Source organism: Rubripirellula amarantea (assembly GCF_007859865.1).
In the GTDB taxonomy this organism is placed as follows: domain Bacteria; phylum Planctomycetota; class Planctomycetia; order Pirellulales; family Pirellulaceae; genus Rubripirellula; species Rubripirellula amarantea.
This window is the reverse complement of record NZ_SJPI01000001.1, coordinates 3,458,178-3,474,314: the sequence shown is the minus strand read 5'-3', so window position 1 is coordinate 3,474,314 and position 16,137 is coordinate 3,458,178. Positions and strand designations below refer to the sequence as shown.

Below are 16,137 nucleotides of genomic sequence, written 5' to 3'. Positions count from 1 at the left end.
TTCAGCCATCCACGATACTTTATTGGACTTCGATCGCACCTCGGTCGAGAGCCGCATTTTGACGATTTTGTCCGTAAGCGTCCAGGAAAAAGTGGTCTCCGCCATCGACTCCACTGTTGACCGCTGCGCTGAACGGCTCGAGCTCGAACGAACCTTGGCGGAAACCGGCAGGGCCGTAGATGTTGCTGCCGTCGTAGGGAACGTTGAGCACCGGACCGTCGATCACGTTGAACCCAAACCAGAAATTGTTGGAGTCATACTGCAGTGCGGCACGCTTGCCGTTTCGAGCAGTCAGAATGTTGTTGTAAACGTAAACACGTTCTGATTCTGATACCGAGACTTCGCCCCCGAAGTCAAAGCTTCCCACGTTGTTGACGCAGGTGTTGTTGCGGATGCGAATGTTTTGACTGGCGTAGCAATGAATCCCCTGCCCTCCGTTGTCAAAGCAGATGTTATTTTCAATGACTGTCATTCGATCGTAGGGAACGCCGTTGCCGCCGGACTGACCATTCTTAAAATCGTCGACCACAATTCCGTTGCCGTCCGTGGGACGCCCAAAATTAACGTTGTTGACGTAGTTCCAATTGTTGAAAGATGTGTTGTTGCGAATGATGATGCCGTACGCGCGAGAGTCATTGCCTCGATACTGAGGTTGGTACACCGAGATTCCGCTGTGCTGGTTGGGATCGTTGTAAGCGTTCTCGTGGGTGATGTTCCATTCGCATAGAATCCAATCGGTTTGGTCAAAGGATATCCCTCCACCCCAACATTCTCTGACGCGACAATCTCGCACGGTAACGTGGTGGCAACGATTGAAGCTGATTCCTTTAGTTAGCCCCGTCGAACTGTAATTGCTGACATCGAATCCATCGACGCGAAGGTAACTTTGATCATTCGACGAGATCGATCCAATCAGGCGGGCGCCTTCGCGAGATTCACTTTTCAACGTGATCTCGTTTCCACCGTAGCCGCTACGCCCAAGATAGACGCTTTCGTAGTAGGTCCCCGACAATACGACCACGGTATCGCCACCGCCGGCTTCGTTGACCCCACGCTGGATCGAACGCCAGGGCGTGGAACGGTTGGTAGCTTGGTTGCGACCATACGAGTCGCTTCCATTGGGCCCCACATAGAAAGTGGCGGCATCGCACAGGACGGCATCACACAGGATGGCGGGAATGACTGCCAGGAGTGCTAGCAGAGCAACAGAGATACGTGTCATGTGAATAGTCCGTGCGTTCAATCAAGGGGAAGATCAATAGGGTCCACAGTTTACCCGTCCACCAACGAAAATGCGACGAGCAATCATCATTGCTCGCCGCACTCGTTGTTCAGATTCTGTTCAGATTTCGTCCAGATTGACGACACGCATTCGCTTAGGAAGCGACGTGGCGACGGTTTTTAGGCTTTGATCGTCGCTGACCACCTGCCCCAGGACCGCGACTAGCCGGCTTGCGACCACCCGACGATGCTTTCGCTTGCCCACTGCGGCGAGATGAACCTCCACCACCACGACGCTGCCCACCGCCGCCTGGCTTGCGTTTAGGTTCCCAGGCCGGCATCACCGAATTGGGGTCGCGAGGAATTTTCATGCCCAAGAGCTTTTCGATTTCCTTCAAGTCATCGAGCTCTTCGCCGGAGCAGAACGAGATTGCGATTCCTTCGGCTCCTGCTCGACCGGTCCGCCCGATGCGATGAACATAGGCTTCCGGTTCATTGGGTAGATCGTAATTGACCACATGAGTGACGTTGTCGATGTCGATCCCGCGAGCAGCGACATCCGTGGCAACAAGCACGCGAACTTTCTTGTCGCGGAATGCAGCAAGTGCCTTTTGACGAGCGGCCTGCGATTTGTTGCCGTGAATGATTGCGGCTTCGGTGCCGGACTGTTCGAGCTTTTTCGCGACGACGTTAGCACCGCGTTTGGTGCGAGTGAAAACGATCACCCGATCAACGTTTTGGCCGACAACGATCTGACGAAGCAATTCGGGCTTTTCACCTCGATCGCAAAACACGAGCTCTTGCGTGATTCGCTTAACGCTCGTTTCCTTCGGTGTCACGTTGACACTAATGGGATTGAACAATAACTGGTTCGCAAGATCAACGATCTTTGGTGGCATGGTTGCACTAAAGAACATCGACTGCCGATCATCAGGCAATTTGGCGATGATTCGCTTGAGGTCAGGCAAGAAGCCCATGTCAAGCATTCGATCGGCTTCGTCGAGGATAAAGACCTCAAGTTCGCCAAGGTTGATATGCCCTTGTTCCATCAAATCCAACAAGCGACCCGGCGTGGCAACAAGGATGTGCGCACCGCGTTGCATTTCGCGAACTTGGCTGTTTTGATTCACTCCACCGAACACAAGCACGGTGCGGAGTTTCAAATGCTTGCCGTAGACTCGCATTGAGTCGCCAATTTGAATGGCTAGCTCACGAGTGGGTGCGAGCACGAGTGCTTGGGGGCGACCCGGTTGAGCGATTCGCTTTTCGCCGCCAAGGAAGTCCAACAGCGGCAACGCGAACGCGGCGGTTTTACCCGTTCCCGTTTGCGCGCATCCGAGGATGTCTTTGCCCTCGAGTGCATGCGGAATGGTTTGTGCCTGGATCGGCGTGGGGATTTCGTAGTTCTGGTCTTTTAGGGCGCGCTCGAGTGGCGCGATGAGCTTCAATTCTGAAAACGTCTTCAAAGGAGTATCCAAAGATTCTTGAATGTGGGGCAACGCAAACGGATCATCGCGAAGGCGATTGGTCACGGTGTCACTAAAAGCTGTACCACGAGATGCGATGTCACTTCTAGACGTGCGGATGCCAAATAGGGTCCGAGATCCCGGTGGATCTGCGGAGACTTCGGCCAAACAAGAAGGTTCCGAAGTGTTTGTGGCGAGGCGACTGAAAATAGTCTCCCGACACGGTCGATCTTTGTTTTGAGTAAGGGTGGCTCAAAATGGTTGCCACTGGCTCCCATGCCGGTGGTGGATCGTGAGCAGAGCAAAGAACTCCGCCAAAGTTAACAAACGCATGAACTCAGTTGTCGTTTGGGATTCACCAGGAATCTTCGAAGACATCTTTACCGGATAACATGATCAACAAAATCACGTCACTTGCTTCTTTCCGGCGAGTTCTTACCCGACGGCTTCCACCGCGGGTATGACGAACTATAGCCCGACCCCGAGTCAACGCATAGGAAGAATTCAGTTTCACGAAGCTTAAGTAGGCAAAGCACCCCCTTAAAGTCGTTTGCAGGGGTTGCCAGGGGTCACCGGCTTGCTCGATGGCTTAGTTTGTCTACGTTTTCAGTCCAATTGTCCGCTCCGATCCTTTTACCCGTTTCCTAATTCCATGATTCGACAACCTGTTCAAGCGGTGATCTTTGACTGCGATGGAACTCTCGTCGACAGCGAAACCATCAGCATGGAACTGCTTCTCGAAGGCGTGACGCCGCTTGGGATTCGCATGACGCACGACGAAGCAATGGTGCGTTTTGCGGGCAACGACCTGAAGGTGGTGTTGGCGGAATTGGAAGCGACACTCAACACTCCTTTGCCTCTTGATTTCCTTCCCAATTTCCGACGTCGTCAATTCGAGGTTCTGGCCGAGCGTCTGCAACCTGTCGATGGAGCGATGGAATTACTGGGATCGTTATCATTGCCATTCTGCGTCGCATCGAACGCTCCCCGCCAGAAAATCCGCATCTGCTTGGAAACCACAGGCTTGATCGCCCATTGCAGCGATGACCGGATCTTTAGCGCTTATGATGTCGATGCTTGGAAACCAGACCCCAAGTTATTTCTTGCTGCTGCGGAAGCACTGCAAGTGGCTCCAGCCGATTGCCTTGTCGTCGAAGACAGCGTCTTTGGAATCGAAGCGGCCCATAGCGCGGGCATGCAAGTCATCGCCTTCGATCCTCATGGGTCCCTGCCCAAGAATCTGGAAAACACTTGCTACGTCAGCCATCTTTCACAAGTTGGGCGAGCGATCTAGACCCCACGCCTTGCCAGTCAAGGCGACGTCAATCTAGCAGCCTTCAACAATCGCTTCTCACACATTTTGAACGTTCGACAACCGTCCTGCACGACGCGAACATAATCGCTGTGCGGTGGATAGTGATCGCACTTGGGTTCCTTCACCACGTAGACCCACGCTAAGAGGTCTTTCCCGTCATCAGTTTTCAGCGAAAGCGATTCTTTCTGGTAGCGTTTGGGAAAGCCCTCTTTGGCATCCAGCGCCGCCCATCCTTCCGGTCCGGGAACTTGAAACACGACGCCGTCTACATATTCGTTTTCCGATGGCACAACATTCAACGCGCCTCCGTTTCTGGCGCGGCTGTAATGTGAGAACGAAAGAGCGTAACCTGACAAGCGAGCCACCACGATCGGTTCAATGAACGCATTCAGAAAACCGTTACGCTGACACCAACTTCTAAATTCGGGCACGTTCAAGTTGGATCCGTACGCGAAATACAAATCTTTCGGCAACAAATCGTTCAACGACGTGACTCCAATCGTTTACGGGCTCTGGCAAATTCACCGTCGGCAATCAGGTCCGCAACCTCGGTGAGCCGACCATCATCGGCGGCCGCATCTTGACGCTGTTTCCAAAGCTCAAGTGGCAACTGCAAGTCGTCTGCTTTTGCGGCAAACTTCTTATCCACGTAACGACGCCGAAACATTTGAATCATCTCTAGATCGCGGAATCCATGTTCGCGACTTGGTTCAATCTGCGTTCCCTCGCCCCAATCGTTCCACGTAGCAAGTTGAATCATCGGAGCGTTAAACTTGCTGGCGGTCACCAATGTCCGCTTGAACGTTTCGCCTCCCCAGTCGTCGATGTGTTGGTAGCCATCACCCGCGTTTCCTTCGGCGTAACAATCGACGAACCGCGGAAACGCAACGGGAATCGCGTATTCCCAAGACTTGGCAAGTGTCTCGAACCGATCGCTTGCTTTAAATCCCATGGACGGAACGGGCCAATCGTAAGCACCCATCGCGCCGTCACGACGTGTGTGTTCGCTGAAGTAAGCAACAGAATGTTTCAGGCCCGCTAAGCATTCCTTCCAGCCATCGTTGGTCAACCCCGAATCGCCGAACGATAACAAAACGGGCTTGCCATCAACTCGCACGTAACAGGGATGATCAAACCACATGGTCTGCATCTGGTTGATCTCGTTGATTGCGTGCGACACCTGATCGGATTCATTAAGACGTCCTGCCCTGACCATGATCGGAATGGTCTGGTCCTCGTAACAAATCGCAAACTTCATGCCCCGTTTGGAAACGGCTTCGAAAAGCAATTGAGTGTTCCTGTGCAACATGGGATAATCGTTGAAGGCTTCGAGTCCGTACCAATCAACAATCACTCCATCGATGCCAGCGGTCTTCATTAGCAACAAATGGTATTCAAGCACCGCGGGATCAGCCGAATCGTAGGGTCCAATCACGGGATAAAAGTGCGAAGCAATTTGGCGTCGATCTCCCTTCACTTGATCGGGATCGAAATGGTTCATCGTCCAGTGCCATCCCCACGACATCTCGCCAGAATCATCCGCTCGAGGGCTGGCACTAAACCAAGGCATGTAGTGGGCAAGGATTAGCGGCTTCGCTTGGGAATCGCCATCCACAGCTTGCGCCAATACGAAAGACTCGCCACAGAGGAACAAACTGAGAAAGAGAAAAAGGTTACGAATCATCATGTCTGACTCAATGCGAAGGCGGCTCGTCGATTTCCTAACAGTTTGACCGCTGGGCTAGCCGTTGCAATCGGGCATGGATTGCTCTTCAATGACTTCTACCTGGCTATCGGTTTTCGCCATCGGCCAAACTATCCCTACCTTCCCCCATGAATCCCGCCATGATGAATCCCGCCATGAAATTAATTGCTCTGCTGGCTTTCGCTGCCTTCATCCTAGCTTCGTCGCATCGTGTCACTGCCGAACCATGGCCCCAATATCGCGGCCCCGCGGGCGATGGCGTTTCGACGGCCAGTATTAGCGATAAGCCATGGGGTAGTTCAGGCCCCAAGGTGCTGTGGAAAGCTCCGACGCCACTTGGGTTCAGCTCGTTTGCGGTTGCCGATGGCCGCGCGATCACGCTTGTGGGGGAACAAGAACACGAGGTCTGCTTGGCGTTGGACGCCAACACCGGCAAGAAACTTTGGGAAGCTCAACTTGGTTCGATCAAGTACGGACGCGGCGGTGGTGATGCCGGTGCACCGGACAACCGAGGCGGTGATGGACCTCGCGGGACACCCACCATTTCCGGCGATCGCGTCTTCGCATACGACGCGTTCATGACATTGCACTGCCTTGATGCCGAAACGGGCCAATCGCTTTGGAAACGTGACATCGAGGCTGAGTTCGAAGGTCGCAACATTCCTTGGCGAAACGCATCGAGCCCGATCGTCGATGGGAACTCCGTGATCGTCGGTGGCGGTGGAGCTGGCCAATCGTTCTTGGCATTCAACAAAGACGATGGGCAAGTTCTTTGGAAATCCGGCGACGAAACAATCACTCACGCGACTCCTTGCTTGGCTGAAATTAACGATCGAAAGCAGATCGTTTTCTTCGTAACGTCGGGGTTGGTGGCAGTGGACGTTCAATCAGGCGAAGAGATTTGGCGAGCGAAGTTTCCGTTTAGCACATCGACCGCGGCTTCCCCTGTAGTTGAGGGTGACCGGGTCTATTGCTCAGCCGGCTATGGCGTCGGCGCCGGTCTCTTCAAGGTAACGGAAAAAGCAGAAGCAACCGAACTTTGGTTTAAAGCGAATGAATTAATGAACCACTGGAGCACGCCTGTTGTTCACGATGGACACTTGTACGGAATTTTCGAATTCAAGAAGTACGGCCGAGCTCCGCTTCAGTGCGTCAACTTGGCAACGGGTGAAATCAAATGGAAGAAGGGCGGATTTGGACCTGGGAACTGCATCCAAGTCGGAAACAAAATCGTTGCTCTTTCGGATGCCGGAGAAGTCGTCATCGTCTCGGCCCGCCCGGATGAATACGTCGAACTTGCGAGAGCGGATGTCGTGCGAGGCAAGTGTTGGTCCACGCCAGCCTTCAGCAATGGGCGGCTCTACGTCCGCAGCACCGAAGAAGCGGCTTGCATTGATTTGCAAGATTGAAAGCGTTTGAACTTGGTTCAGCATGCTTAAGCGTCTCGATGCAATCGACGTATGATGCAAGAGACGCTCGATGGCAAAACGGTTGGATGCAAAAACGTTCAGGTGCTAGGTCGCCGATCCTACGCTATGGAGTTCAGTAAAGAACGAAGCCAAGCACGTGCGCTGGCGTGCGAACGGCAAGTATTAGGAAGCGAAAAACCGCAATTCAAAAGCGATTGAATGGTCGCTGGGTCGGCGGAATTAAGTCGCCGGGCGGTGGGATGAACCTGAGGACAGTGAAACCCAGACACGGTCACGATTGCGGCTTGACGAGTGGTTCGTCGCTGCTATGCTTCTCGACGTTCAAGGTGATCTCGTTTGCGTTCTGGCAAACGATTTAACAGGGAACTCCGGTGAAATTCCGGGACGGTCCAGCCGCTGTATGCTGCCCGCGATTGCTAACGCAATTGCATCCGTCGCTCCTTCTTACGAAGAGTCATTGTTTTCCGCCGTGGAATTACCTCGGTGGCGAACGAGAAGGCTGCGAGCGATCGGAAAAGGTAGCGAGTCAGAAGACCTACCTTGAACAAGACGATGTCGTGCCCTCTTGGATTGGGGCAATCGTTGCGATTGAAATCCATTGCCGGGTTTTTGCCCCCTTGGCTTGAATCGATTTGCCAAAAGCATCCCTCCCCATCAGTTGTCGTTCGTCTTCGTTCGCAAAGCACACCTGTTTGATTGAGTCGCTGTTGATTCGACAGTGATTTGGGCTACCGGTCTGCCAACACGATCGCGGCGGGTGCGACAACTGCACTCGCCATGTCATCCCTGCCCGCGCACCCGTTCGTCCGAAAATGCCACCGTTCCCGGGGCTTCACCCTGATCGAATTGTTGGTTTCCATCGCCATCATTGGCATTTTGGTGGCGATGCTTTTGCCCGCAGTCCAGGCGACGCGCGAGGCAGCACGAAAGACCACGTGCAAGAACCACCTCAAACAAATTGGGTTGGCCCTTCACGCGTATCACAACGCACACCGATCCCTGCCCACTGGGTGCATCGAATGGCGAGGATTCATGGCCCCGCCAACACATCGTCAATTCGCTTGGTCCGCGTTCCTACTGCCTTTCATTGAACAACAATCTCTTCATGATTCCATCGACTTTTCGCTACCGTTTGATTCCGAACGAAATCGAGTCGCAGCCCAAACTCGCGTAGCTATGTATGAGTGCCCGACGGCGCCCGACCGAAACCTGATTCGTGGGCAAACGGACTACGGCGGTCTCTACGGTGAACGTATCGTCGATACCGATCCAAGCGACGGCTGCTTTCTTTACGACAAAATAATTTCGTTTCGCGCAATCCGCGATGGCCTCACCAACACGCTGGCCGTTGCCGAAGACGTGGGCGGCCCCGATAGCGAATGGATCAACGGTCGCAATGTGTTCGTGCAAGCATGGGGAATCAACGATCACGAAGCGTGGGTTGGCGACAACGAGATCCGCAGTCTGCACCCTGGTGGTGCGATGGTCCTGTTCATAGACGGCCGAACATTGTTCATGACCGAATCGATTGACAAGTCTTTGCTCGGAAAACTGATCACGATCGCAAAAGGGGAGACCGCGCAATACGCACCGTAGTGAACGAGGCCACGCGTCTCGACCAACTTTCATGAGACTCGTGGCCTCGGTCACTACCGAGAACCCTTGCGAGGGTTAGACCCAATTCCTCCTCACATAGAAGAACAACGTTCCATGAAACTTTCACTGATTGCTGTGACCCTAATTAGTTTGTCAGCCACGATCGCCATGCCTCGCTATTCGATGGCTGCAGTGGTGGTCGACTTTGAAGAACTTGGTGCCTTCACGGGATCAAGTCCAGATGGTGGCGGATCGTACTACAACGGTAACGATGGCTCCGGCAGCACCAACTCAACAGGCTGGAACAGCAAAGGAGTGCGATTTAGCAACAGCTACAATGGCGATTACCTTCCATCCTTCGACTTCTGGAGCGGGTGGAGTTACAGCAACGTTATCAATAGCTCGAGTCCAGGACTCAACAACCAATACGCGGCATACCCTGGCGGTGGATCCAGCGGAAACGGCAATGTCCAAGCCGGCGGTACCTACGCCGTTGCTTTTGGAAGCGGAGCATTTTTTAATCTACCCAACGGTTCCGAATTATTGTCAGTCGACGTCGCCAACACGACGTACGCTGCCTTGTCGATGCGAGATGGCGATGGATTCGCCAAGAGGTTTGGCGGTGTATCGCGAAATGATGCCGACTTCTTCCGTATAACGCTGACGGGATTCGATTCGCTTAATGCCGGCGGCAATTCGATCGGATCCGTGACGGCAAACCTGGCCGATTTTACATTTGCAGACAATTCCCAGGACTACATTCTTGGCGATTGGACTACGTTTGATTTGACGAGCATTCGCAACGCACGATCCGTTGCCGTTTCGTTCGCATCTAGCGACTCGGGGGATTTCGGAATCAACACACCGACATACGTTGCGTTTGACAATTTGACGATCACCGCCGTGCCCGAGCCATCCACTTTATCGGTGATCGCTATTGGCAGCCTGATACTAGGAGCTTTGCGATTCCAAAGACGTGATCGCGTCTCGAACCGATAACGCCCTTCAAGAAGAAAACGTTCTAGCCCGGGTCGCCACTTGCCAAATTTGCCACTTGCCAGATTTGCCGGCGTGCGGCGACTGGGCCTGTTATTGACACGCATCTACGATGACGCGACATCCCCTGAACAAATTCTTATGCAAGAACCCAACGTAAAATCCCCGTGCATCGAAAAGTGCGTGCTCAGTGAACTGAGCGTATGCGTAGGATGTGGACGCACCGGCGATGAGATCGCGGGTTGGATGTCGGCAAGCGAAGAATGCCGCCGAGCGATTGTCGCCGCAGCGGCGCAGCGCGTTGCGGAAGCAGGTCAATCGAGCGTGACAACTTCGCTGTCCGAAAAACCGAGGCGGCAAGCTTGAGCTTGCACAGCACCATCGTGGGAAAACGATTTTGTGTAAAGCGTCCAGTCGCTCCATCCATCGTCGGTCTTGGTCCGGTAAACCAGCGATGAACCGTCGGTCGGGCAGGTAATGGAAACGCGATTGTCGGATCTTTCCATTTCGGGATTCTCCGTTGTGGGCGTGACCCCATCCGGTTTCATTTCCTCCATCATCACAGCCTCGGGAATCATTCCGGTGTCTGCGATCTCTTCCTGCCACGCTTCCATTGCCGCTCGCATTCTCGACATACGATCCGCGTATTCAGCGCGGTCGGCCAAGTTGTTCAGCTCGTAGGGATCTTTATTCGTGTCATAGAGCTCTTCGATCGGCTTAGGAACCTGAAACCAATTTTCCATGCCGCCGGAAAGTCGACCTGCGGCAGCCCAACGTCGCCAATCTTGCATCGCTGGCATATCGTCCATGTACTCAAGCCGCTGTGAGTACGGCTTTTCAGGTTCAAAGTTGCGAATGTATTTCCAGCGACGATCGCGAGCAGCGCGTTGCAACTCGTAAACCTCGTCCATACGATCGCGATGATAGAACAAATAGGGCGGCTCTTCGCCTTGGTTCTTGCCCATCATGACTCGCCCTTGCATGTACGAAGGAACTTCCACTCCAGCTAGGCTGAGCATGGTGGGTGCCAAATCAACCGTTGTCACCAAATCTTCGCGGACTGTTCCAGGTGCTTCGCCGACATCATCGCCGACCGACTTCGGCCAACGCACAATCATTGGCACCAAAGTACCGGTGTCATAGAGCCATCGCTTTCCACGCGGCAGGCCCATGCCATGATCGCCCCAAAAAATGACGATCGTGTTGTCAGTCAATCCATCATCTTCGAGCCGCTGAAGCACATCACCGGTGAATTTGTCGATAAGGGTGATGTTATCGTGGTACCACGCCCAGTTCTTTCGCGTGGCCGGCGTGTTGGGCAAGTATTCAGGAATCGTGTCGCCGACTTTGTTCGGATCATGAGCGTTCTCGGACCCGATCGTTTCCACCACTTTGCGGTGCTTGGCTTCACCGTGACGGATTTGACTTTCATGGCTTTCGATAAAGTTGATCACGCTAAAGAACGGTTGGTCGGGATCTTTGCGTTCACGCCAATCCTCGTGCTTGGGTCCTTGCCGATCCCAGATCGCCGGCGTTGAATTGAATTGGTAGTCGGTCTTACTTCGGTTCGTGGTGAAGTAGCCTGCAGCTCGTAACAGTTCTGGAAACGCCTTCACGTTCGCCGGAGGAATGATCTCCGATCGCATGTGTTGCGATCCAATCGTCGGTGCGTACATGCCCGTGATGATGCTGCTGCGAACAATCGCGCAAACTCCGGCCGGTGTGAACGCGCGAGTGAACCGAGTCCCCTCGGACGCCAAACGATCTAACGTCGGCGTGATCGCATGAGGATCCCCGTAGCAACCGAGGTTGGGCGAAATGTCTTCGCATGAGATCCAAAGGATATTGGGACGATTGTCGGCCGATACGGTCCGAGCGAAAACGCACATCGCCAACAGCAAGATGATTTTTACAGTACGCATAACAGTCAAGAATGATGAGGAAGCAAAATGAGAATGACAAAAGCACCAATCGCGAACAAACGGCACTCACCAAGAAACGGCGTTTGCTAAGGAGCCGAAATCTTCAACAACGCTGTCGCCGCCGCTCCACCGCGGTGATAGTCGCCAATCTTTTTCTTGGCGTCATTGTTCGCGGCGACTTCACTTAACTTCACTTTGGCTGCTTGAGCCGCTGGCCCAATCTTGCCAATCAATTCCGCTGCACTGCAGGAAACGCCTCGCAAGGGATGATCCAGATCTTCCAATAAGACGGAAAGGTACTCATCCACTTCGCCGGCTTGGCATAAGGCATAGGATGCGGCCATCTTGACCGAGTTTGATGGATCGTTCTTGACCGCCGTTTTCAACTTCGCTTGAGTGGCGTCGCTGATGACTTGCGGCACGTACGGTGCTTTCGTGATGTCGCCCAAGCTAACCATAGCGATATAGCGGACCGCCGCGTCATCATGATCCATTGCATCAGACAACGCCTGACCGATCGCCTTATCATCAGAGCGAAACGCAAACGCCGCGATCGACTTCACCGATCGAGTTCGCACGACACGATCTTCCGAATTGATGCCCTCTTTCAAATCGCTGAGCGTCTTGCCAGCCACCATAGATGAATTGTGACTTGCCGCACTGCTCGGAACGCCTTCGTCACCGCGTGCGACACTCGTGAACACCACGAGCAACAGTACAAAAATTCGCATAAAAATTCCTAGAAAAACAGGGTGATCGGCGGGGGATGATTCAGGTTTGATGATGCATGCCAAGGCCATTTCCCGACGTCGACGGACGGTACCAACCAACATCGCCACAAACATCGCCACGACGCCGTACTGCGGGCGAATACCGACTATGACGATACACCATGGGAGGTTCTAATAGTACTCGCACTATTCGCGCTTACGGACTTGTGAATTAGAAAAGATCATTCTATGTCAATGAATCCCAACGATCCCTTCGGTGACAACGCGTCGCCAAACCCCAATGCCCTGAATCCCAATGCAGCCGCAGGGTACGATGCTCCACCGCCAAAGAAGAGCAACACCAAATTTTGGTTGCTCGGTTGCGGCGGTGTAACACTACTTGGAATGCTGGTGTGCTGCGGAGGCAGTCTCTTCATCACCAAAGCCGGTATCGGCATCGTGGCATCGGAGTACCGCAGCCAATTGGAAGGCAATCCGACCATTGTCGAAAACATTGGGAACATTGAATCCTTCGATGCGGACTTGACGGAAACGTTCAAGCATGCCAGCTCGAATCCCGAGGCCGGTGAGAACATTGCGTTCACGATTGTTGGCGATAAGGGTTCCGGGTTTGTTTACATAGTGCAAGACAAATCGAACACCCAGGAAGTTCGAATGCGAACGGCAAAGTTAGTCATGGAAGATGGAACCGAACACATGATTGACATCGACGAACTCGCTACTTTCGAGGAACCAACCTTGGAAGGTGTCTTTGACACTGGCGAACTCGAAGAAACTGGCGAACTCGAAGAAGTCGCACCTTAGCGTTTGCACACGCTCATTTTTTAACTTCGTCCATCATGATGGGCATCGCGTCATGTACGCTGCCCAACATGATTCCTGCGTCACGAACGCATCGCGGACACATTTCCCTTCAACCTATACGAGACCATGAAGACTGCTACTTTTGAGACCGACAAAGGCACCATCAAGATCGAGTTGTTCGACGACAAGACTCCTAAGACCGTCGAAAACTTTGAAACCTTGTGCAGCAAAGGCTTCTACGATGGATTGACCTTTCACCGTGTTATTCCCAACTTCATGATCCAAGGCGGCTGTCCCGAAGGTACTGGAACCGGCGGACCTGGATACAAGTTTAAAGACGAATTCCATCCGGAACTCAAGCACGACGGCCCAGGAGTTCTCTCCATGGCGAACGCGGGCCCCAACACCAACGGCTCGCAGTTTTTCATCACCCACGAAGCTCAACCTCACCTCGATAACCGCCACACTGTTTTTGGCAAAGTGATCGAAGGGCAAGATGTGGTCGATGCGATCGAAATGGGTGACAAGATGACGAAAGTCACCGTCACCGAAGGCTAGTCTCGAGCGCATGCTGCTTGCCCGCTGGCTTCTTGGGTTTATCGCAGGAACTCTTATTGTCGCCATCACGTCGCCGCTGTTCGTGCGCAGCTACCTGCCACGGCAGCTCAACCGCGGCGTGATGACTCTGGCGACCGGGCACGATTATCGGTGGCGCAGCGAAGGTTACGCGACGTCATCGATCGGACCTCTTGGAATGGTGGGCAAAACGCAACGTTTGCGTGCCCCCAAAATCAAGATCGCCTTGTGGGGCGACTCGCAGGCCGAAGGGACATGCGTCGCAGATGATCAAAAAATCTTTGCCCTAACGGAATCTCTTAGCGATGACCAAGTCGAGGTTTTTCCGCTCGCACGTAGCGGTGATTCATTGGTCGATTGGCTCACTCAGTTTCCTTTTGCGGAACAAGAGCTCGATGTCGACGCCCACGTAATCCTTGTCGTCGAGCTATCGGATCTTGTCATCGAGCAGCGAATGCTGCATTCATTTCCCAAAGATGACGCGTTTTCCCGTATCGCCGAAACGGTGCCTGCATTCGTCATCCACGCGGCAAGGAAGGTTCTTTTCCAACCCAATTCGCTTACCCCGCGAGACCTGCGGTTCTCTTTTGGACCAGTTGCAGTCCCGGCGGAACCTCATGCGGACACGGTCGACACGACTGCGTTCTGGAATGATTCGCTCCTGAAGATACAAGAAGTCGCGAGCAGACCCGTCGTGCTGATTTACGCGCCAAGAGTGCCACAGATCATGGCAGGCCGGGTTAACGTCGAAGATCCAGATCGCGAGTCATTCGCTGAACTAGAAAGCTCGATTGCAACAAGCGATTTTGAAAGCGGTATCCAACTACTCAACGTGCAAGAATCGCAGATTGAATCCGGCGCCGCTAACCGTTGGCCGCACGGTTTTGACAACGGACAGATTGGATCAGGCCACCTTAACGTAGTCGGCAACTCAATCATTGCAGAACGGATCGTCGATCATTTTGCTCCCGACAGTTCTCGAGAGTAAATGCACGATGCTGTTCTCACAGATTGAATTTCTGATCTTTTTTGCCATCGTGCTATTGGCCGTATGGACCGTCCGATCTAATCGAACGCGCAAGGCCATTCTGCTGGTCGCTAGCTACTACTTCTATGCCTACTGGGACTATCGCTTCTGCGGGCTGTTGTTGTTGTCGACAGCAGTTGATTTTTACGTCGCCAACGCGATGCATGCGAGCAATCACACCGGCAAACGAAAGGCGTTGCTCTTACTCAGCTTGATCGTGAACTTAGGAATGCTCGGCTACTTCAAGTATGCCGGGTTCTTTGTGGAATCAGCAAGAGCCATCTTGGACGGGTACGGACTGGGCAGTGAACCTTTAGAAATCATTTTGCCAGTGGGCATATCGTTCTTCACGTTCCAAACGCTCAGCTACACGATCGACGTCTATCGCCGCAAGCTACAACCCACGCCAAGCTTGCTGGACTTTGCGTTGTTCGTCGCGTTCTTTCCGCAACTCGTTGCCGGACCGATCGTGCGAGCTCGAGAGTTGTTACCGCAATTGACATCGTTTCCCTCATTTTCGCGCCGGCGACTCTACGGCGGGTTTCAGATGTTTTTATGCGGAGCGGTAAAGAAGGTGCTGCTCGCCGATCGCCTAGGGGAAATGTCCGATGTCGTTTTCGCGGGGCCAGATCTGTATGGCGGCCTGACCGTATGGCTCGCCGTGATCGCTTACGCGGGTCAGATTTACTATGACTTTTCGGGGTACACCGATATGGCGATCGGCGCGGCCAAGATGCTGGGATATCGCTTCCCCGTTAATTTCCGACACCCGTACCTGGCAATCTCGATGGCCGATTTTTGGCATCGTTGGCACATGACGTTGTCGCGTTGGTTGCGAGACTACCTCTACATTCCGCTCGGTGGTAGTCGCGGTGGATCACTCGCCACGTATCGTAACTTGATGATCACGATGACCCTGGGCGGCCTTTGGCACGGAGCAGCTTGGACATTTGTGCTCTGGGGAATTTGGCATGGACTGGCGTTGTCGGTCCAACGCGTCTTCTCGATCCAGTTGCCCAAACCGCTGTCATGGCTCATCACGGTCGGGGTCGTATTGGTGGGATGGGTGTTGTTCCGAAGCCCTGATATGCAATCCGCCAACGCGGTGTTTTCGCAGATGGCTTTTGCGAGACCGGGCATCCACTGGTTTCCACCGCTCGCGATTGGAGCGATCGCGATCATGGTCGCCGAACATCTCGCTTGGCGTACCTCGCTACGCCGGGCGATGCGACTGCCGATCGACGCGTGGTATTCCCCCATCGCTACCGCAATCATGCTCTGGTGCATTGTCCTGTACGCACCCGAAAGCTTTAAACCTTTCGTTTACTTTCAATTCTAAGTGCGCTCA

At 53.5% G+C, this 16,137-nt stretch carries 15 protein-coding genes and 1 riboswitch; of the genes, 9 read left to right on the top strand and 6 right to left on the bottom strand.

The features are described from left to right. Positions 1-19: 19 nt before the first annotated feature. Both Pla22_RS12710 and Pla22_RS12705 read right to left on the bottom strand, forming a co-directional pair. Positions 20-1,222, bottom strand: coding sequence for a right-handed parallel beta-helix repeat-containing protein (locus Pla22_RS12710; RefSeq protein ID WP_146514945.1), 1,203 nt, complete (start codon positions 1,220-1,222; stop codon positions 20-22). A 154-nt stretch (positions 1,223-1,376) separates the two neighbouring features. After that, positions 1,377-2,753, bottom strand: coding sequence for a DEAD/DEAH box helicase (locus Pla22_RS12705; protein ID WP_242631974.1), 1,377 nt, complete (start codon positions 2,751-2,753; stop codon positions 1,377-1,379). A gap of 586 nt (positions 2,754-3,339) precedes the next feature. Between Pla22_RS12705 and Pla22_RS12700 the strand changes: the two genes are divergently transcribed. Then, on the top strand, positions 3,340-3,981 hold the full coding sequence (locus Pla22_RS12700) for an HAD family hydrolase (RefSeq protein ID WP_146514944.1): 642 nt from the start codon (positions 3,340-3,342) through the stop codon (positions 3,979-3,981). Positions 3,982-3,998: 17 nt separating this feature from the next. Here the strand turns inward: Pla22_RS12700 and Pla22_RS12695 are convergent, their stop codons facing one another. Both Pla22_RS12695 and Pla22_RS12690 read right to left on the bottom strand, forming a co-directional pair. Continuing rightward, positions 3,999-4,487: a gamma-glutamylcyclotransferase family protein gene (locus Pla22_RS12695; RefSeq protein WP_165440626.1), complete on the bottom strand. Its 489-nt coding sequence runs from the start codon at positions 4,485-4,487 to the stop codon at positions 3,999-4,001. After that, positions 4,484-5,689, bottom strand: coding sequence for a glycoside hydrolase family 71/99-like protein (locus Pla22_RS12690; protein WP_146514942.1), 1,206 nt, complete (start codon positions 5,687-5,689; stop codon positions 4,484-4,486). The genes Pla22_RS12695 and Pla22_RS12690 overlap by 4 nt, the downstream gene beginning before the upstream one ends. Positions 5,690-5,862: 173 nt before the next feature. Here Pla22_RS12690 and Pla22_RS12685 point away from each other — a divergent pair, with 173 nt between their 5' ends. From Pla22_RS12685 to Pla22_RS25950, 4 genes are all read left to right on the top strand, one after another. Next, positions 5,863-7,116 (top strand): PQQ-binding-like beta-propeller repeat protein, encoded by a 1,254-nt coding sequence (locus tag Pla22_RS12685; protein WP_207310346.1) that lies wholly within the window; start codon positions 5,863-5,865, stop codon positions 7,114-7,116. A 328-nt stretch (positions 7,117-7,444) separates the two neighbouring features. Then, a riboswitch (cobalamin riboswitch) is annotated at positions 7,445-7,694 on the top strand. Between the two features lie 220 nt (positions 7,695-7,914). Next, complete coding sequence (locus Pla22_RS12680) at positions 7,915-8,733, top strand: DUF1559 domain-containing protein (RefSeq protein ID WP_146514941.1); 819 nt, start codon at positions 7,915-7,917, stop codon at positions 8,731-8,733. Positions 8,734-8,847: 114 nt separating this feature from the next. Next, positions 8,848-9,732, top strand: a complete 885-nt coding sequence (locus Pla22_RS12675; protein ID WP_146515411.1) for a DUF4465 domain-containing protein — start codon at positions 8,848-8,850, stop codon at positions 9,730-9,732. Positions 9,733-9,870: 138 nt separating this feature from the next. Beyond that, on the top strand, positions 9,871-10,095 hold the full coding sequence (locus Pla22_RS25950; RefSeq protein ID WP_146514940.1) for a DUF1289 domain-containing protein: 225 nt from the start codon (positions 9,871-9,873) through the stop codon (positions 10,093-10,095). Here the strand turns inward: Pla22_RS25950 and Pla22_RS12665 are convergent. Continuing rightward, positions 10,044-11,651 (bottom strand): sulfatase family protein, encoded by a 1,608-nt coding sequence (locus tag Pla22_RS12665; RefSeq protein WP_146514939.1) that lies wholly within the window; start codon positions 11,649-11,651, stop codon positions 10,044-10,046. The genes Pla22_RS25950 and Pla22_RS12665 overlap by 52 nt on opposite strands. An 86-nt stretch (positions 11,652-11,737) precedes the next feature. Next, positions 11,738-12,382: a HEAT repeat domain-containing protein gene (locus Pla22_RS12660; protein ID WP_165440625.1), complete on the bottom strand. Its 645-nt coding sequence runs from the start codon at positions 12,380-12,382 to the stop codon at positions 11,738-11,740. A 228-nt stretch (positions 12,383-12,610) separates the two neighbouring features. On the opposite strand from Pla22_RS12660, the gene Pla22_RS12655 reads away from it, so the two are divergent. From Pla22_RS12655 to Pla22_RS12640, 4 genes are all read left to right on the top strand, one after another. After that, entirely contained in the window at positions 12,611-13,186 is a 576-nt protein-coding gene (locus Pla22_RS12655; RefSeq protein WP_146514937.1) for a hypothetical protein, read from the top strand. A 126-nt stretch (positions 13,187-13,312) separates the two neighbouring features. Next, positions 13,313-13,744: a peptidylprolyl isomerase gene (locus Pla22_RS12650; RefSeq protein ID WP_146514936.1), complete on the top strand. Its 432-nt coding sequence runs from the start codon at positions 13,313-13,315 to the stop codon at positions 13,742-13,744. Between the two features lie 10 nt (positions 13,745-13,754). Next, positions 13,755-14,750 (top strand): hypothetical protein, encoded by a 996-nt coding sequence (locus Pla22_RS12645; RefSeq protein ID WP_146514935.1) that lies wholly within the window; start codon positions 13,755-13,757, stop codon positions 14,748-14,750. A gap of 7 nt (positions 14,751-14,757) precedes the next feature. Then, positions 14,758-16,128, top strand: a complete 1,371-nt coding sequence (locus Pla22_RS12640) for an MBOAT family O-acyltransferase (RefSeq protein ID WP_146514934.1) — start codon at positions 14,758-14,760, stop codon at positions 16,126-16,128. The last annotated feature ends 9 nt before the right edge of the window (positions 16,129-16,137 follow it).

Coding starts and splice junctions, on each gene's coding strand:
- Pla22_RS12710 (WP_146514945.1), bottom strand. CDS start 1,222: ATGACACGTATCTCTGTTGCTCTGCTAGCACTCCTGGCAGTCATTCCC.
- Pla22_RS12700 (WP_146514944.1), top strand. CDS start 3,340: ATGATTCGACAACCTGTTCAAGCGGTGATCTTTGACTGCGATGGAACT.
- Pla22_RS12690 (WP_146514942.1), bottom strand. CDS start 5,689: ATGATGATTCGTAACCTTTTTCTCTTTCTCAGTTTGTTCCTCTGTGGC.
- Pla22_RS12685 (WP_207310346.1), top strand. CDS start 5,863: ATGAAATTAATTGCTCTGCTGGCTTTCGCTGCCTTCATCCTAGCTTCG.
- Pla22_RS12680 (WP_146514941.1), top strand. CDS start 7,915: ATGTCATCCCTGCCCGCGCACCCGTTCGTCCGAAAATGCCACCGTTCC.
- Pla22_RS12675 (WP_146515411.1), top strand. CDS start 8,848: ATGAAACTTTCACTGATTGCTGTGACCCTAATTAGTTTGTCAGCCACG.
- Pla22_RS25950 (WP_146514940.1), top strand. CDS start 9,871: ATGCAAGAACCCAACGTAAAATCCCCGTGCATCGAAAAGTGCGTGCTC.
- Pla22_RS12665 (WP_146514939.1), bottom strand. CDS start 11,651: ATGCGTACTGTAAAAATCATCTTGCTGTTGGCGATGTGCGTTTTCGCT.
- Pla22_RS12660 (WP_165440625.1), bottom strand. CDS start 12,382: ATGCGAATTTTTGTACTGTTGCTCGTGGTGTTCACGAGTGTCGCACGC.
- Pla22_RS12655 (WP_146514937.1), top strand. CDS start 12,611: ATGTCAATGAATCCCAACGATCCCTTCGGTGACAACGCGTCGCCAAAC.
- Pla22_RS12650 (WP_146514936.1), top strand. CDS start 13,313: ATGAAGACTGCTACTTTTGAGACCGACAAAGGCACCATCAAGATCGAG.
- Pla22_RS12645 (WP_146514935.1), top strand. CDS start 13,755: ATGCTGCTTGCCCGCTGGCTTCTTGGGTTTATCGCAGGAACTCTTATT.
- Pla22_RS12640 (WP_146514934.1), top strand. CDS start 14,758: ATGCTGTTCTCACAGATTGAATTTCTGATCTTTTTTGCCATCGTGCTA.